The sequence below is a fragment of the Streptomyces sp. H27-D2 genome (genome assembly GCF_035828615.1).
In the GTDB taxonomy this organism is placed as follows: Bacteria; Actinomycetota; Actinomycetes; order Streptomycetales; family Streptomycetaceae; genus Streptomyces.
The window spans coordinates 1-16,672 of the sequence record NZ_JAYMZR010000032.1; the positions used below are offsets into that span (position 1 = coordinate 1).

Annotated in this window: 9 protein-coding genes; all 9 read left to right on the plus strand. The window is 74.3% G+C overall.

What is annotated here, in order from left to right:
• Positions 1–2,928, plus strand: a 2,928-nt coding sequence (locus QMK28_RS14730) for an amino acid adenylation domain-containing protein (RefSeq protein ID WP_326437928.1), incomplete at its 5' end; no start/stop codon positions are given.
• Positions 2,925–10,292 (plus strand): non-ribosomal peptide synthetase, encoded by a 7,368-nt coding sequence (locus QMK28_RS14735; protein WP_326437930.1) that lies wholly within the window; start codon positions 2,925–2,927, stop codon positions 10,290–10,292. The genes QMK28_RS14730 and QMK28_RS14735, both read left to right, overlap by 4 nt.
• Positions 10,293–10,393: 101 nt before the next feature.
• Complete coding sequence (locus tag QMK28_RS14740) at positions 10,394–10,600, plus strand: MbtH family protein (protein WP_326437932.1); 207 nt, start codon at positions 10,394–10,396, stop codon at positions 10,598–10,600.
• A 134-nt stretch (positions 10,601–10,734) separates the two neighbouring features.
• Complete coding sequence (locus QMK28_RS14745) at positions 10,735–10,992, plus strand: acyl carrier protein (RefSeq protein ID WP_326437934.1); 258 nt, start codon at positions 10,735–10,737, stop codon at positions 10,990–10,992.
• Positions 10,989–12,212, plus strand: a complete 1,224-nt coding sequence (locus QMK28_RS14750; RefSeq protein WP_326437936.1) for a beta-ketoacyl-[acyl-carrier-protein] synthase family protein — start codon at positions 10,989–10,991, stop codon at positions 12,210–12,212. The genes QMK28_RS14745 and QMK28_RS14750 overlap by 4 nt, the downstream gene beginning before the upstream one ends.
• Complete coding sequence (locus QMK28_RS14755; protein WP_326437938.1) at positions 12,209–13,483, plus strand: beta-ketoacyl synthase N-terminal-like domain-containing protein; 1,275 nt, start codon at positions 12,209–12,211, stop codon at positions 13,481–13,483. Before QMK28_RS14750 ends, QMK28_RS14755 begins: the two co-directional genes overlap by 4 nt.
• Entirely contained in the window at positions 13,480–14,229 is a 750-nt protein-coding gene (gene fabG / locus QMK28_RS14760) for a 3-oxoacyl-ACP reductase FabG (protein WP_326437940.1), read from the plus strand. The genes QMK28_RS14755 and fabG overlap by 4 nt, the downstream gene beginning before the upstream one ends.
• Before the next feature lie 474 nt (positions 14,230–14,703).
• Complete coding sequence (locus QMK28_RS14765; protein ID WP_326437942.1) at positions 14,704–15,816, plus strand: class I SAM-dependent methyltransferase; 1,113 nt, start codon at positions 14,704–14,706, stop codon at positions 15,814–15,816.
• 80 nt (positions 15,817–15,896) lie between these two features.
• Entirely contained in the window at positions 15,897–16,646 is a 750-nt protein-coding gene (locus tag QMK28_RS14770; RefSeq protein ID WP_326437944.1) for a 4'-phosphopantetheinyl transferase family protein, read from the plus strand.
• Positions 16,647–16,672: the final 26 nt, after the last annotated feature.

The window sequence follows — 16,672 nt, forward strand, 5'->3', positions numbered from 1 at the left end:
CTCCTCGACGCCCCCCACACCCTCGCCCAACTCGCCGCCCGCCCGGCCCACGACCCCTCCGACGCCGACCGCAGCCGCCCCCTGAGCCCGCGGGACCCCGCCTACCTCATCTACACCTCGGGTTCCACCGGCCGCCCCAAGGGCGTTCTCGTCGCGCACGCCTCCGTCGTCGCGCTCGTGGCCCAGGCCGAGTTGTTCGGCGTACGGGAAGGCGTCAGGGTCCTCCAGTTCGCCTCGTTCAGCTTCGACGCCGCGGCCTGGGAGATCTGCACCTCGCTGCTGACCGGCGCGGTGCTGGTGCTGGCGGGCGACGAGGACCGCGCGCCGGGCGAGCCGCTCGCGGAGCTGATCGCCGGCGCGCGGATCGACGTGGTGTGCCTGCCGCCGACCGTGCTCTCCGCGTGGCCCGAGGACCGGCCGATGCCGGAGGGGCTCACCGTGATCACGGCGGGCGAGGCGTGCCCGCCCGAGCTGGTGGGCCGCTGGTCGGCCGGACGGCGGATGCTCAACGCGTACGGCCCGACCGAGACCACCGTCTGCGCGACGCTCAGCGACCCGCTCGCGGGGGCCGTCAAGCCGCCGGTCGGCCGCCCGATCCCCGGCACCCGGGTCCGCGTGCTGGACCCGGCGCTGCGCCCGGTCCCGGTCGGGGTCACCGGCGAGCTGTACGTGAGTGGGGCCGGGGTGGCGCTCGGCTACCTCAACCGGCCGGGCCTGACCGCCCAGCGGTTCACCGCCGACCCGTACGGCGAGCCCGGCGCCCGGATGTACCGCACCGGCGACCTGGTGCGCTGGAAGGCCGACGGGACGCTCGACTACCAGGGCAGGGCCGACGACCAAGTCAAGGTCCGGGGCTTCAGGATCGAGCTGGGCGAGATCGAGACCGCGCTGCTCGCGCACCCCGCGCTGGCCCAGGCCGCGGTCGTGGTCCGCGAGGACCGGCCCGGCGACAAGCGGCTGACCGGCTACATCGTGCCCGCGGGACCCCTGGCCCCGGCCGCCGCCGAAGTACGCGCCCACCTGGCGGCCCGGCTGCCCGACTACATGGTCCCGGCCGCCTTCGTGGAGCTCGCCGCGCTGCCGCTCACCGGCAACGGGAAGCTGGACCGCAAGGCGCTGCCCGCCCCGGACTTCACCGCGGTCTCGACAGGGCGCGCCCCCGTCACCCCGCGGGAGAGGGCGCTGTGCCTGGTCTTCGCCGAGGTGCTCGGGCTCGACGAGGTGGGCGCCGACGCGAGTTTCTTCGACCTCGGCGGCGACTCCATCAGCTCCATTCAGCTCGTCAGCCGCTCCCGCAAGGCCGATCTGCTGATCACCGCGCAGGACGTCTTCACCCAGCGCACCCCGGCCGCGCTGGCGGCCATCGCGGGGACCGCCGCCGAGCAGGTCGTGCTCGGCGCCGACGACGGCGTCGGCAGCCTCGCGCCGACCCCGATCGCGCACTGGCTGCGCGAACTCGGCGGACCGGTCGACGGATTCCACCAGGCCGTCGTCGTCCGCACCCCGGTCGGCGCGACACCGGCCACCCTCGCGCGGGCCCTGCAAGCCGTACTCGACCACCATGACGCGCTGCGGATGCGGCTGGAGGGCCCCGACGGATCTGACAGCCCTGACGGCTCCGACGGCTCCGGCGGCCCGTGGACCCTGCGCACCGCCGAGCCGGGATCGGTCCGCGCCCGCGGCCTGCTCTCCCGGATCGGCGTCGCCTCGCTCGCCGACGACGCCTTCCCCGAGGTGGTGGCCGGCGCCGCCGCCGCTGCCGCCGAGCGGCTCGCCCCGCGCGAAGGGGTGATGGCCCAGGCCGTCTGGTTCGACGGCGGACGCGGACGCTCCGGGCGGCTGCTGCTCACCCTGCACCACCTGGTCGTGGACGGCGTGTCCTGGCGGATTCTGCTCCCCGACCTCGCCCAGGCGTACGAGGCGGTGACCACCGGCGCGCCGGTCGCGCTCCAGCCGGTCGGCACCTCGCTGCGGCACTGGTCGGGGCTGCTGGCCACCGAGGCCAGATCCGTACGGCGGGCCGACGAACTTCCGCTGTGGCGCGCCGGGTCCGGCGCACCCGACCCGCTGCTGGGCAGCGGAAGGCTCGACCCGGCCCGCGACCTCACCAGCACCGCCCGCACCCTGCGGCTCTCGCTGGACACCACGACCACCCAAGCGCTGCTCACCGAGGTCCCGGCCGCCTTCCACGCCGAGGTCAACGACGTGCTGCTGACCGGCCTCGCGCTGGCGGTGGCCGACTGGCGGCGGCGCAGGGGCGAGGACGGCAGCGCCGTACTGGTGGAGCTGGAGGGGCACGGCCGCGAGGAGTTCGCGGACGGCGTGGACCTGAGCCGTACCGTCGGCTGGTTCACCACCGCCTACCCGGTCCGGCTGGAGCTCGGAGCGCTCGACTGGACCGAGACCTGGGCCGGCGGCCCGGCGGCGGGACGCGCGCTCAAGCAGATCAAGGAGCGGCTGCGGGCGCTGCCCGACCACGGCCTCGGCTACGGCCTGCTGCGCCACCTCGCGGCGGACACCGCCCCCGAACTGGCCGCGGCGCCCAGGCCGCAGCTGGGCTTCAACTACCTGGGCCGGCTGCCCGCACCGCAGGACGCCGACTGGGGCATGGCCCCGGAGTCCTCGCTCGTGGCGGCCGGCGCCGACCCCGGGCTGCCGCTGCCGCACGTGCTCGGGGTCAACGCCCTCACCGAGGACGGCCCGGACGGGCCCCGGCTGGTCGCCACCTGGACCAGGGCCGGCGAGGTGCTCCCCGAGGCGGACGCGCGGGACATCGCGGAAACCTGGTTCCGGGCGCTGGAAGCCCTCGCGGCGCACGCCCGCAACCCCGACGCGGGCGGGCACACCCCCTCCGACGTGGACCTGGTGGCGCTGAGCCAGCACGAGATCGACGAGTTCGAAGACGAGATGGATGAGTGGTCCCTGTGAGCCGGACAGCGAAGAGATCGAACCTCAGTGACGTACTGCCGCTGACACCGCTCCAGGAGGGACTGCTCTTCCACGCGGTGTACAACACGAGCGAACTGGACGTGTACGCCGTCCAGTTGGCCCTGGACCTCGCGGGGCCGGTGGACGCAGGCAAGCTCCGCTCCGCCGCGGAGGCGCTGCTGCTGCGGCACCCCAACCTCCAGGCCGCCTTCCGCTACCGCAAGAACGGCGAGCCGGTCCAGGTCATCCCGCGCACCGTCGAACTGCCGTGGACCCTGACCGACCTCAGCGGCTTCGCGGCCGAGGACCGGGCGGCCGAGGCCGAGCGGATCACCGACGAGGACCGGGTGCGGCAGTTCGACGTGACCCGCCCGCCGCTGCTCCGCTTCACCCTGATCCGCAGCGACGCGCGGACCCACCGCCTGGTGCTGACCGCCCACCAACTGCTCTTCGACGGCTGGTCGATGCCGATCATCGTGCAGGAGCTGTTCGCGCTCTACGCGGACGGCGGGGCGCGGCTGCCCCGGGTCACCCCGTACAAGTCGTACCTCGCGCACCTCGCAGGCCAGGACCGGCCGGCCGCCGAGGCCGCCTGGCGCACCGCGCTGGCCGGGCTGGACGAGCCGACCCGGGTCGCCCCGCAGGCCGCGGGGCGCGCCGCCGTGCTGCCCGCGTCGCACTCCGTGGAGCTCCCCGAGTCGTTCACAGCCGAGCTGAGCCGCTGGGCGCGCGGCCGGGGGCTGACGCTCAACACCGTCGTGCAGGGCGCGTGGGCGGCGACGCTCGGGGCGCTCACCGGAGGGCACGACGTGGTCTTCGGCGGCACCATCTCCGGACGCCCGCCCGAACTGCCCGGCGTCGAGACGATGGTCGGGTTGTTCATCAACACGCTGCCGGTACGGGTCGGCCTCGACCCGGCGAAGTCCTTCGGGCAGATCCTCGACGAGCTCCAGGAGCGGCAGACGGCCCTGCTGCCGCACCAGCACCTGAGCCTCACCCAGATCCAGCAGACGCTCGGCGGCGGCGAACTCTTCGACACCGTCCTGGTCTTCGAGAACTACCCGCTGGACCCGTCCGCGATGGAGGAGCCCGCACCCGGACTGCGGGTGGCCGGCCTCACCGCCAAGGACGCGACGCACTACCCGCTGAGCCTGATGGCGCTGCCCGGCGAGCGGCTGCGCCTCGACATCGGCTTCGCGCCGGACCTCTACACGCGGGCCGAGGCCGCCCGGGTCGCCGACCGGCTGGTGCACCTGCTGCACCTGCTGACCGACGAGCCGGACCGCCCCTTCGGGCAGCTCGGCACGCTGCTGCCGGGCGAGCGCGAACAGCTGCTCGTACTGCCGGCCGTTCCCGCACCTGAGGACGCTTTCACCGACGTGGTCGAACGCGTACGGTCCTTCGCCGCCGACCCGGCCGCGATCGCGATGACCGACGAGCGGGAGACGCTCACCTACCGCGAACTGGCCGGCCGGGGCAGCGCGCTGTCCCGCACGCTGGCCGGCCGCGGCATCGGGCCCGGCTCGCTGGTGGGCGTGCTCGCCGCGCCGGGCACGCGCTTCGTGACCGCCGTGCTCGGCACCCTCGGCGCGGGCGCGGCCTGGGTGCCGCTGGACGTCGAGGCCCCGGTCGCCCGCATCGCGAGCCTCGCGGCGGACGCCGGGATCGGGCTGCTGCTGGTCGATGAGGAACACGGGGAGCTGGCGGCGGCGGTGCTGGGCGCGGAGGCGTTGACGACGGCCGGGTCCGAGGCCGTCGTCGCGCGGCTCGGGGCGGCTTCTCCGGCTGCTGCCGGCTCGGCGGCCCTGGGCTCGGAGTCCTCCAGTTCGACGGCCTCCGGTTCGGCCGTCCCCGGTTCGGCCGCCGCCGACCTCGCGGGCCGGGCTGCCGTCGATCCGGCCGCCTCCATCCCCGTCATCCCGGCCCCCGTCGTGCCCGTTCCCGTACCCGTGCTGGTCATCCCCGACCGCCGCGACGACGACCCCGCAGGGCTGCTGCCCGTCGCCGGCGCGGACGACGACCTCGCGTACGTCATCTTCACCTCCGGCTCCACCGGCAAGCCCAAGGGCGCGATGGTGCACCGCCGGGGCATGGTCAACCACCTGCTCGCCAAGGTCGAGGACCTGGAGCTGACCGCCGCCGACACCGTCGTGCACAACGCGCCCGTCACCTTCGACATCTCCGTGTGGCAGATGCTCAGCGCGCTGGTCACCGGCGGCCGGCTGCGAGTGGTCCCCAAGCGGACCGCCTCCGACCCGGCCGAACTGCTGGGCCTGGTCGACGCCGAGCGGATCACCGTCCTGGAGGTCGTCCCCTCGCTGCTGCGGGCCGCCCTCGACAGCTGGGACGCGGGCGCGCCGGTCCCCGGCCTCGCGCCGCTGCGCACCCTGATGGTCACCGGCGAGGTGCTGCCCGCGGAGCTGTGCGGGCGCTGGTTCGGCTACTTCCCCGGCATTGCGCTGGTCAACGCGTACGGGCCGACCGAGTGCTCGGACGACGTCACGCACGCGCTCATCCGCTCCGGCGACGACCTCGCGTCGGTCCGCGCCCCCCTCGGCCGGGCGGTCCGCAACACCGGGCTGTACGTGCTGGGCGACAGCCTGCGCCCGGTGCCGGCCGGGGTGCCCGGCGAGCTGTACGTCGGCGGGACCGGCGTCGGCCGCGGCTACCTCGGCGACCCCCGCCGCACCGCCGCCGTCTTCGTCGCCGACCCGTACGCGGCGCTGCCCGGCGCCCGGATGTACCGCACCGGCGACCGGGTCGTGCGCCGCCCCGACGGGCAGCTCGAATTCCTCGAACGCCGCGACCACCAGGTCAAGATCCGCGGCCACCGGATCGAACTCGGCGAGATCGAGGCCGCGCTGCGGCTGGTCCCCGGCGTCACCGACGCGGCCGTGGACCTCGCCAAGGACACCAGCGGCGGCAGCCGGCTCATCGGCTACCTGGTCGGCGAAGCCGATGCCGCCAAGGCCCGTGAGACGGCGGCCGAGCTGCTGCCCGACTACATGGTTCCCTCCGCGTTCGTCCTGCTGGACGCGCTGCCGCTGACCCCCAACGGCAAGGTCGACCGCAAGGCGCTGCCCGCCCCCGAGCTGTCCGGCACGGCAGGGCGGGCGCCGCGCAACCCGCGCGAGGAACTGCTCTGCCAGGCGTTCGCCCAGGTCCTGGGCCTGCAACGGGTCTCTGTCGACGACGACTTCTTCGGTCTCGGCGGGCACTCGCTGCTCGCCACCCGGCTCGTCAGCCGGGTGCGCTCGCTGCTCGACGCCGAACTCCCGCTGCGGGCCGTCTTCGAGGCGCCGACCCCGGTCGCGCTCGCCGAACTGCTCGCCGGCGCGGGCGCGGCCCGCCCCGCGCTGACGGCCGTCCAGCGGCCCGAGCGGCTGCCGCTCTCCTTCGCCCAGCAGCGGATGTGGTTCCTCAACCGGCTGGAAGGCCCGGCGGGCACCTACAACCTGCCCTGGACGCTACGGCTCGACGGCCCGCTGGACCGGCCCGCGCTGGAGGCCGCCCTCGGTGACGTCGTCGCCCGGCACGAGACGCTGCGCACCGTCTTCCCGGAGGCGGACGGCAGTCCGTACCAGGCCATCCGCTCGCAGCCGCGCGTCGCCCTGCCGGTCAGCGAGGTGAGCGAGGCGTCCCTGGACCGGGCGGTCCGCGACTTCGCGGGGCGCGGCTTCGACCTCGCGCGCGAGATCCCGCTGCGCGCGGCGCTGTTCGCGCTCGGCGAGGACGCGCATGTGCTGGTGACGGTGATCCACCACATCGCCGCCGACGGCTGGTCCAACGCGCCGCTCGCCAAGGACCTCAGCACCGCCTACGCGGCCAGGCTGCACGGCGAGACACCCGGCTTCGCCCCGCTTCCCGTCCAGTACGCCGACTACACCCTGTGGCAGCGCGAACTCCTGGGCCGCGAGGACGACCCGGAGAGCCTGTCCGCACGGCAGTTGGAGTTCTGGCGCAAGACCCTCGACGGACTGCCCGACGAACTGGAGCTGCCCACCGACCACCCGCGCCCCGCCGTCGCCTCCTACCGGGGCGGCAGCATCGCCTTCAGCGTGCCGGCCGCCGTGCACGCCCGCGCCGACACGCTGGCCAAGGAGTGCGGAGCGAGCCTGTTCATGGTCGTACAGGCCGTGCTGGCGGCCCTGTTGTCCAAGCTCGGCGCGGGGGACGACATCCCCGTCGGCTCGCCGGTCGCCGGACGCACCGACGACGCGCTGGACGACCTGGTCGGTTTCTTCGTCAACACCCTGGTGCTGCGCACGGACGTCTCGGGCGACCCCACGTTCCGGGAGCTGGTGGGGAGGGTGCGGACGGCCGGGCTCGCCGCCTTCGACCACCAGGACCTGCCGTTCGAGCGGCTCGTGGACGCGCTGGCCCCGGCCCGCTCGATGGCCCGGCACCCGCTGTTCCAGGTCATGCTGGCGCTCCAGAACAACGCGGCGGCCGGCTTCGAACTGCCGGGGCTGCGCGCGAGCGTCGGCGCCGCGACGACCGGCAGCGCCAAGTTCGACCTCTCCGTCGACCTCGCCGAGGAGCGCACGCCGACCGGCGGCCCCGGCGGCATCACCGGGCGGCTCGAATACAGCGCGGCCCTGTTCACCGAGGCCGGCGCGCAGACCCTGGCCGACCGCCTCTGCCACCTGCTGGACCGGCTCACCGCGGCCCCCGCGCACCAGCTCTCGTACGTCTCCGCGCTGCTGCCCGGCGAGAGCCAGAAGCTGCTGGAGGAGTGGAACGGCGCGCCCGCGCACCCGGACGCCGGCGCGATCAGCGCGCAGTTCGAGGCGCGCGCCGCCGCCTCGCCGGACCGGGCCGCCGTGCTCTTCGAAGGCTGGGAACTGAGCTACCGGGAGCTGAACGAGTCCGCGAACCGGCTCGCGCGGGCGCTGGTCGAGCGGGGCGCGGGCCCCGACCGGCTGGTCGCCATCGCGCTGCCGCGCTCCCCCGACATGATCGTCTCCGCGCTGGCGGTCCTCAAGGCCGGCGCGGCCTATCTGCCGATCGACCCCGGCTACCCGGCCGACCGGATCGCGCAGATGGTCGAGGACGCCCGCCCGGTGCTCTCGATCACCGCTACCCGGGTGGCCGAGGCGGTGCCGGGACTCGGCGCCGTGCCACAACTCCTGCTCGACAGCGCCGAGGCGTACGGCGAGCTGGCGGCGCTGCCGGCGGGCGACCTCGGCGCCGCCGAGCGCCGCGGCGAGCCCACCGCCGCGAACGCCGCCTACGTCATCTACACCTCCGGCTCCACCGGCCGCCCCAAGGGCGTCGTCGTCCCGCTCGGCGCGTTCGGCAACTTCCTCGCCGAGACCTGCGGCCTGCTCGCGATGGGCGAGGACGACCGGCTCGTCTCGGTGACCACCTTCGGCTTCGACATCGCCAACCTGGAGATCTTCGTCCCGCTGCTCTCCGGCGCGACGCTGGCCCTCGCGGGGACCGACACCGTACGGGACCCGGCGGCGCTGGCCGCGCTGATCGTCCGCACCCGGGCGACGGTGCTCCAGGCGACCCCCACGCTGTGGCACGCGCTGGTCGCCGAACACCCGCACGCGCTGCGCGACCTGCACGCGCTGACCGGCGGCGAGGCGATCAGCCCCGGCCTGGCCACCGCCGTACGCGGCGCGGCCCGGCGGCTCACCAACCTCTACGGGCCGACCGAGACCACCATCTGGTCCACCGCCGCCGACCTCGACGGCGCCGGCCGGCCGCCCATCGGCCGCCCGCTGGCCGGCAACCGGGTCTACGTGCTGGACGCGGCCCTGCGGCCGGTGCCGGTCGGCGTGACCGGCGAGCTGTACATCGGCGGCGTCAGCGTGGCCCGCGGCTACCACGACCGGTTCGCGCTGACGGCCGGCCGGTTCACCGCCGACCCGTTCGGCGAGCCGGGCTCCCGGATGTACCGGACCGGCGACCTGGTGCGCTGGAAGACCGACGGCGTCATCGACTACCTGGGCCGCGCCGACCACCAGGTGAAGATCCGGGGCTTCCGGATCGAGCTGGGCGAGATCGAGTCCGCGCTGCTCAGCCACCCGAGGGTGGACCGGGCGACGGTGGTGGTCCGCGAGGACCGGCCCGGCGAACAGCGGCTGGTCGCGTACGTGGTGCCGCGCGGCGGCCCCGGCGTCGACATCCCGGACCTGCGCGCCCATCTGTCGCTCGGGCTGCCGGACTACATGGTCCCGGCGTTCTTCACCGAGCTGGCCGAACTCCCGCTGACCCCCAACGCCAAGGTCGACCGCAAGGCGCTGCCGGCCCCCGAGCCGGTCGTCCTGGCGGCGGGCCGCGGGCCCAGGACCCCGCTGGAGTCGGCGCTGTGCGGCGTCTTCGCCGAGGTGCTCGGGCTCGACAGCGGCGACCAAGTGGGCGCCGAGGACAGCTTTTTCGAGCTGGGCGGCGACTCGCTGCGCTCCATCCGGCTGGTCGGCCGCGCCCGCGAACTGGGCATCGGCCTCACCCCGGCCGACGTCTTCACCCACCGGACCGCGGCCGGCCTGGCCACGGTCGCCACCGAGCACACCGAGACCTCCGGCGGCGGCGACGCCTTCGCCAGGGTGCTGCCGATCCGGCTGCACGGCAGCAGGCCGCCGCTGTTCTGCGTGCACGGCGGCGTCGGACTGGGCTGGCCGTTCCTGGAGCTGGCCGGCGCGCTGCCGGAATTCCCCGTCCACGCGTTCCAGGCGGGCGGAATTCTCGACGGAGAAAGGCAGCCGGCGAACGTCGCGGAAATGGCGGCGGATTACGTCGAAAGAATGCTGGAAATCCAGCCGGAAGGGCCGTACCATATTCTTGGCTGGTCCTTCGGAGGGCTGGTGGCCCAGGAAATCGCGGGCCGACTCCAGCGCCGCGGGCGGCAGGTGGCCCTGCTGGCCGTGCTGGACGGATTCCCCGCGAGCGGCTCGGAACCCGAGCAGGACCTGAGCGAGCGGGCGCTGCTCGAAGAGATCCTGCTGCGCTGCGGACTCGCCCCCGAGGCGGGCGCGGAGCTGGACGCGGCCGGCGTCCTGGCCCTGCTGGCCGAGGATGGCAACCCGCTGGCGGAGCTGGACGAATCCCAGCTCGGCAACCTGCTCCGCATCATCGCGCACTTCAGCGAACTGGGCGCCGCGCACCGCCCCGGCGGCTACCGGGGAGACCTGCTCTTCTTCGCCGCCACCCGCGGCCTCGCCGCCGGCGCGCCGACCGAGGCGCTCTGGTCGCCGCACATCGAGGGAACCATCGTCCGGCACGCCGTGGACTGTGACCACGACGCGATGCTGGAGCCCCGGCCGGCCGCGTATATCGCCCGGATTCTGGTTGAGGCACTTGATTCCCGGGCGGCTGATTCCCGGGCGGCTGATTCGCGGGAGCGCGAAGGCTGACCCGAAGCAACTACTACCGACCAATTCATCGAATCCATCGAATTCCTCACCGGGGATTCCCATGCCGAAAGCTGTCGGGCGAGAAAGGAATACACGCCGAAATGAACAACCCATTCGACGATGAGACAGGCACCTTCCTGGTGCTGGTCAACCACGAGGGCCAGCACTGCCTGTGGCCCGCGTTCGCCGAGGTCCCGGCCGGCTGGACGGTCGTGCTGGCGGAGACCGGACGTGAGGAGGCGCTCGCGCACATCGAGCGCATCTGGACCGATCTGCGCCCCAAGAGCCTCCTCGACCAGGTCGTCTGAGACCGGATCGCCTGAGACCGGATCGCTTGAGACCAGGTCGTCTGAGACCGGGCCGTCTCCCCACCGCCGAGTCACCCCGCCCCCATCCGCTCACCGCACACACACCCCGACAACCACCCAACGGAGGAACACCCATGAGCATCGTCACCATCGACGCGGCCACCGAGGCCAAGGTCATCGAAATCCTCGTCGACTCGCTGGACCTGGAGGGCGGTCAGCTGACCCGCACCGGCCTCTTCATCGAGGACTACGGCGCGGACTCGCTCGGCGCCATCGAGGTGCTGTCCTGCCTGGAGACGACCTTCGGCGTCACCATCGAGCAGGACGAACTCCCGCGCATGATCAACATGGAGGCCGTCCTCGAGGTGCTCGCGCGGGCCGAAGCCCGATGACGGCCCAGCGCGTGGTGCTGACCGGACTCGGAGTCCTGTCCAGCATCGGCAACGGCGCCGCCGACTTCACCCGGGCGCTGCGCGAAGGCCGCTGCGGCGTGGGCCCGATCACCCTCTTCGACGCCGACGGCTTCCGCCGCCGACTCGCCCACGAAGTCCATGACTTCGACCCCTCCGAGTGGATCCACCACACCCCGGTGGAGCAACTCGGCCGGGCCACCCAGTTCTCCATCGCCGCGGCCAGGATGGCGGTCCGGGACGCGGGCCTGGAGACGGAGCAACTGCGCGGCAGCCGCGGCCTGGTCACCATCGGCACCACCGACGGCGAGGCCAGGGAGCTGGACCAGCTCATCGAGGCCGAGCTGGCGGACGGCCCGCAGAACCTGGACCCGACGGCGGTGCGCAGGCTCCCCGCGCACCGGCTCGCCCTGGCGCTGGTCCGTGAGCTGCGGCTGCCGCGAGCGGTGCCCTCCGTACTGGGCACCGCCTGCGCGGCCGGCAACTACGCGATCGGCGACGGCTTCGACGCGGTCCGCTCGGGCGAGGCCGACTGGGCGCTGGTCGGCGGCTCGGACGCGCTGGCCCGCCGTACCTTCGCCGGGTTCTCCCGGCTCGGCCTGGTCGCCTCCGACCGCTGCCGTCCGTTCGACGCGGAGCGGGAGGGGCTGCTCACCGCCGAGGGCGCGGGCGTCCTGCTGCTGGAGACGCTGGACTCGGCGCGGGCCCGCGGCGCCCGGATCTACGCGGAGCTGCTCGGCTACGGGCTCAACTGCGACGCCCACCACCCGACCGCCCCCGACCAGGAGAGCGTCACCCGCTGCATGGGGCTCGCCCTCGCGGACGCCGGGGTCAAGCCGGCGGAGGTCGATCTGGTCTCCGCGCACGGCACCGGCACCAAGACCAACGACATCACCGAGACCCGGGCGGTCCGCGCGCTGTTCGGCGACCGCCCGCCGCGCACCGTCGCCCTCAAGTCGATGCTCGGCCACTCCATGGGCGCGGCCAGCGCGCTGGGCGCGGCGGCCTCGGCCCTGGCGCTGGCGCACGGCTTCATCCCGCCCACCGTCAACCACCGCACCACCGACCCCGAATGCGGAATCGACTGCGTGCCCAACCAGGCCGTGGAAGCGCCGCTGCGGGTCGTCGTCAACAACGGTCTGGCCTTCGGCGGCAACAACGCCTCCGTCGTCCTGGGCCGTTACGAGGAGGACCACCGATGAGCGCCGCTCGCCCCGGCGGGACCGTCACCGACGGCCCCCTCACCAAGGGCCCCGTCAGCAACGCCCCCGTCACCAACGGACCCGTCATCACGGCCTGGTCGGCCGTCTCTCCGTACGGCATCGGCCGCACCGCCTACGCGGAGGGACTCGGCGCGGGCCGGACCACCGCGACAGCCACCGCCACCGCCACCCCGTCGGACCCGGAGACCGCGCCGAACCCGGACTCCCTCGCCTGCCTGGTCCCCGACTTCGCGGTCCGCGAGGTGCTGGGCAAGGCGGGCACCCGCACCATGGACCGGTCGACCGGGCTGGCCGTCACCGCCGTCCGGGAGCTGCTCCAGGACGCCGAGAACGACGAGCGGCTGGTGCCCACCGGCACCGGCACCGCCCTGGTGCTCGGCACCACGCTGGGCAGCGCGCAGGGCCAGCACGACTTCGGCCGGGCCTCCTTCGAGGGCGACAAGCCGTACGACGTGCCGGCCAAGCTGATGCCGAACGTGCTGATGAACTGCCCCACCGCCGCGACCGCCATCTGGTTCGGCCTCAAAGGCCCCAACGCGACGCTGGCCGGCGGCCGTCCGGCCGGACTGCTCGCCCTCGGCTACGCCCGCCGGCTGCTCGCCGCCGGCCGCGCGGAGCGGGCGCTGGTCGGCGCCGTCGAGGAGTACTCCACCGTCCGTTCCTGGCTGGAGCACCACAGCCGGGGGGCGGACGACGAGCAGGCCGGGCCGCTGGGCGAGGGCTGCGCGATGCTGCTGCTGGAGCCGGCCGACGGTGTGCCGGAGGGGCGTCGGGCGCTCGCCGAGATCCTGGCGATCGACGTACGGGCCGATGTCCGTGACGACCTCGCGGGCACCCTCGCCGAGTGCGTCGAGCAGGCCCTCGAAGAGGCGGGCGCCCGCCCCGACGAGGTGTGGGCGGCGGTCGGCGGCGGTCTTCCCGGCGCTGCCGGGCGGGCTGAACAGCGGCTGCTGGACGAGGTGTTCGGGACCGCGGTCACCGGACGCGTGGTCAGCCATGAGCTGATCGGCGACACCTCGGCCGCGTCCACGGTCTTCCAGGTGGCCGCGGTGCTCGCCGCGGCGGCCGAGGACCCGGCGGCGGCAGGCCGGCCGGCGGTCGTCACCTCCGTGGACCGCGACGGGATGGCAGCCTGCGCCGTCCTGCGCCTGCTGCCCCAGAACGGGCCCGCCGGCGGCGGCACCTCCCGCACCGCCACCTCCCGCACCGCCACCCACTCCGACCCGCAGAGCGAAGGGCACGACCGATGAGCACCTCGATCACCCCCGGCGTCGCGCTGGTCAGCGGCGGCTCGCGGGGCATCGGCCGGGCGGCGGCGCTGCGGCTGGCCCAGGTCGGCCACCCGATCAGCTTCTGCTACCGCTCCGACGAGGCGGCGGCGGCGAGCCTGCGCAAGGAGCTGACCGCGCTCAACGTCGACTGCCTCGACCAGCGCCTCGACATCAGCGACGCGGAGGCCGTACGCGGCTGGGTCACCCGCACCGAGAAGGAGCTCGGCCCGATCACCGTCGCGGTGGCCAGCGCGGGCGTCACCCGCGACAAGCCGCTGCTGATGATGTCCGACCAGGACTGGCACGACGTCATCGCGACCAACCTGGACGGCGTCGGCCACGTCTGCCGGGCGGTGCTCTTCCCGATGGTCAAGCGCAAGGCCGGCTCGATCATCACGCTGTCCTCCGTCTCCGGGGTGCACGGCAACCCGGGGCAGGGCAACTACTCGGCCTCCAAGGCCGGAATCATCGCGCTGACCAGGGCACTCGCCAAGGAGGTCGGCAAGTACGGGGTCCGCGCCAACGCGGTGGCCCCCGGCATGATCGAGACCGACATGACCGGCGTCCTCGCCGACGCCCAGCGCGACCGCGCCCTCGCCGCGATTCCGCTCGGCCGCTTCGGCACGGCGGAGGAGGTGGCCGAGGCGGTGGCCTACCTCGCCTCGGACAAGTCCGCGTACATCACGGGCTCGGTGTTGCAGATCGACGGCGGCATCGTGCTGTGACCCCGCGCGGGGCGGAGCGGGTCGGGGCTTGCCGCCCCCGGGCCGGCCGCACTCGTAGCCAGCCCGGCCGGGCCCTCCCGTAGGCCCGGCCGGCGCGTCCGGCTCGGATGCCGGAGCTGCGGGCCCGGTTCGTACGACCTGTCGGCGCGACGGTACGTATGACCGGTCCGCGACCGTCCGCGCGTCGGGCCCGACGCGCGGCCCGTACATCCGGCCCGTACATCCGGCCCGCGCGTCGGGCCCGTACATCTGGCCCGTACATCCGGCCCGTACATCCGACCCGCGCATCCGGCCCGCGCATCCGGCCCGAACGCCGGACTCGCGGGCCGGCCCGAACACCTGACACGTACGTCCGGCCCGCAGGGCCGTTCCGCCCACCGGCCCGCAGGGCCGTCCCGTGATCCACCGGCCCCACGGCCACCCCACCCACCGGCCCGCAGGGCCACCCCCACACCCGATAAAGGAGACCGCACCATGACCAGTCCCGCCGTCACCGCTTCCGCCAACCTCACCCCGCTCGTCGACACCACGCTGTTCCCGGCCGCGGACACCGGCGAGGTCCGCGCGGCGCACCGGCTCTACGAGCACCTCATCGGGATGTGGGCGCCGGGCGTCATCGAGGCCGCCCAGGACCTCGGCGCGTTCGCGGCTCTCACCGTCGGCCCGGCCACCGCCGCGCAGCTCGCCGAAGTGCTCGACACGGACCTGCGCGCCACCCGGGTGCTGCTCGACGGGCTGTTCGCGTACGACGTCGTGGAGCGCGGCCGGGGTGAGGACGGCCAGGCCGTCTACACGCTCCCCGCCGAGCTGCACGGGGTGTTCGCGCCCGACGGGCTCTACAGCCTCGCCGGCAAGATCGGCCACGACCGCAACGTGGCCTGGAACGCCTGGCGCAACCTGGCCGACAACGTCCGCACCGGCGCCCGCACCGCGAGCGGCGGCCAGCAGCTGAACCAGATCTCCGAGGAGGACTACACCTCGCTGGTCCGCGGCATCAACTTCTGGGCCCCGCCCATCACCCGCGCCCTGGTCGACGCGCTGCGCGAGCTGGGCTGGACCACCGGCCGGGACGCGACGCTGCTGGACGTCGGCTGCGGCACCGGCGTCTACAGCCACCTGCTGCTCAAGGAGTTCCCCGAGCTGACCGCGCGCGGCCTGGACGCCGAGCGGATCATCCCGATCGCCGACCGGCAGGCCGCCCAGCTCGGCGTCACCGAGCGCTTCAACGGCGAGGTGTGCGACTTCTGGAACGAGGACTGGGGCAGCGGCACCGACCTCGCGCTGTTCGTCAACATCTTCCACCTCCAGACCCCGGAGTCGGCCCGTGAGCTGCTGCTCAAGGCGGCCAAGGGGCTCACGGAGGACGGCGTGATCGCGATAGCCGACCACATCGTCGACGAGGAGGGCGGCGAGGGCTCCACCCAGAACAAGTTCTTCCGGCTGTTCGCCGCCTCGATGCTGGCCACCGGCGGCGGCGACTCGTTCACCGTCCAGGACTACGACCAGTGGCTGGCCGACGCGGGGCTGCGCCGGGTCGGGCTGCTCGACACCCCCATGCACCGGGTGCTGCTCGCCCGGCGCGCCTGATCAGCCGCGGTCAGCCGTGTCATCCGCGGTCATCCGCAGTCATCCGCACCCGACAAGCGACGAGAGTTGAGGAGGGCCCGATGGACCGATCCGTACCCCGGCTGCCGGCCGGTGAGTGCCAGGTCTGGTGGGCCGCCCCGCTGCCCGGTGCGGAGTCCCGTACCGATCTGCTCGTGCTGCTCGATGAGCGGGAGCGGGCCAGGTGGGAGCGGTTCAGGCTGCCGGACAGCCGTGCGCTGCATCTGACCGCGCACGCGCTGGCCCGGCTCGTGCTCGCCGCGCACCTCGACGCGGACCCGGCGGGGCTGCGGTTCACCGCCGTCTGCAAGAACTGCGGCGGCCCGCACGGCAAGCCCCGCGTCGTCGCCCCGGGGGACTGGGAGCTGTCGCTCTCGCACTCCGGGCGGCGGGTCGCGGTGGCGGTGGCCCGCTCGCTGCCGCTCGGCGTGGACGTCGAGCAGGTCAGCGGGCGGCGCGAGGACCTGATCGAGAACGTGCTGACGGCGGCCGAACGGCGGGCGCTCGCCGCCTGCCCCGCGGACGCCCGGCAGGCGGACTTCATCCGCTACTGGACCCGGAAGGAGTCCGTGCTCAAGGCCACCGGCGACGGGTTGACGATCGAGCCGTCCCAACTGGCCGTCAGCGCGCCGGGATCGCCGCCCGCGCTGCTCGACTGGACCGCCGCGCAGCCGAGGCCGGCCCCGCTGCACCTCACCGACCTCGACCCCGGCCCCGGCTACCGCGCCTGCCTCGCCGTACTCGGCGCGCCGGTGCGCGTCGCGCAGTACGACGCGGCGCCGCTGCTGCTGCCCGCACGGGCGCCGGTCTGACCCGGGCGCCGGCCTGATCCCCGGGG

What these genes read in the sequence shown, in the direction of transcription:
- QMK28_RS14745 (WP_326437934.1), top strand. Translation starts at nt 10,735, where the DNA reads ATGAGCATCGTCACCATCGACGCGGCCACCGAGGCCAAGGTCATCGAA.
- QMK28_RS14765 (WP_326437942.1), top strand. Translation starts at nt 14,704, where the DNA reads ATGACCAGTCCCGCCGTCACCGCTTCCGCCAACCTCACCCCGCTCGTC.
- QMK28_RS14740 (WP_326437932.1), top strand. Translation starts at nt 10,394, where the DNA reads ATGAACAACCCATTCGACGATGAGACAGGCACCTTCCTGGTGCTGGTC.
- QMK28_RS14750 (WP_326437936.1), top strand. Translation starts at nt 10,989, where the DNA reads ATGACGGCCCAGCGCGTGGTGCTGACCGGACTCGGAGTCCTGTCCAGC.
- fabG (WP_326437940.1), top strand. Translation starts at nt 13,480, where the DNA reads ATGAGCACCTCGATCACCCCCGGCGTCGCGCTGGTCAGCGGCGGCTCG.
- QMK28_RS14770 (WP_326437944.1), top strand. Translation starts at nt 15,897, where the DNA reads ATGGACCGATCCGTACCCCGGCTGCCGGCCGGTGAGTGCCAGGTCTGG.
- QMK28_RS14755 (WP_326437938.1), top strand. Translation starts at nt 12,209, where the DNA reads ATGAGCGCCGCTCGCCCCGGCGGGACCGTCACCGACGGCCCCCTCACC.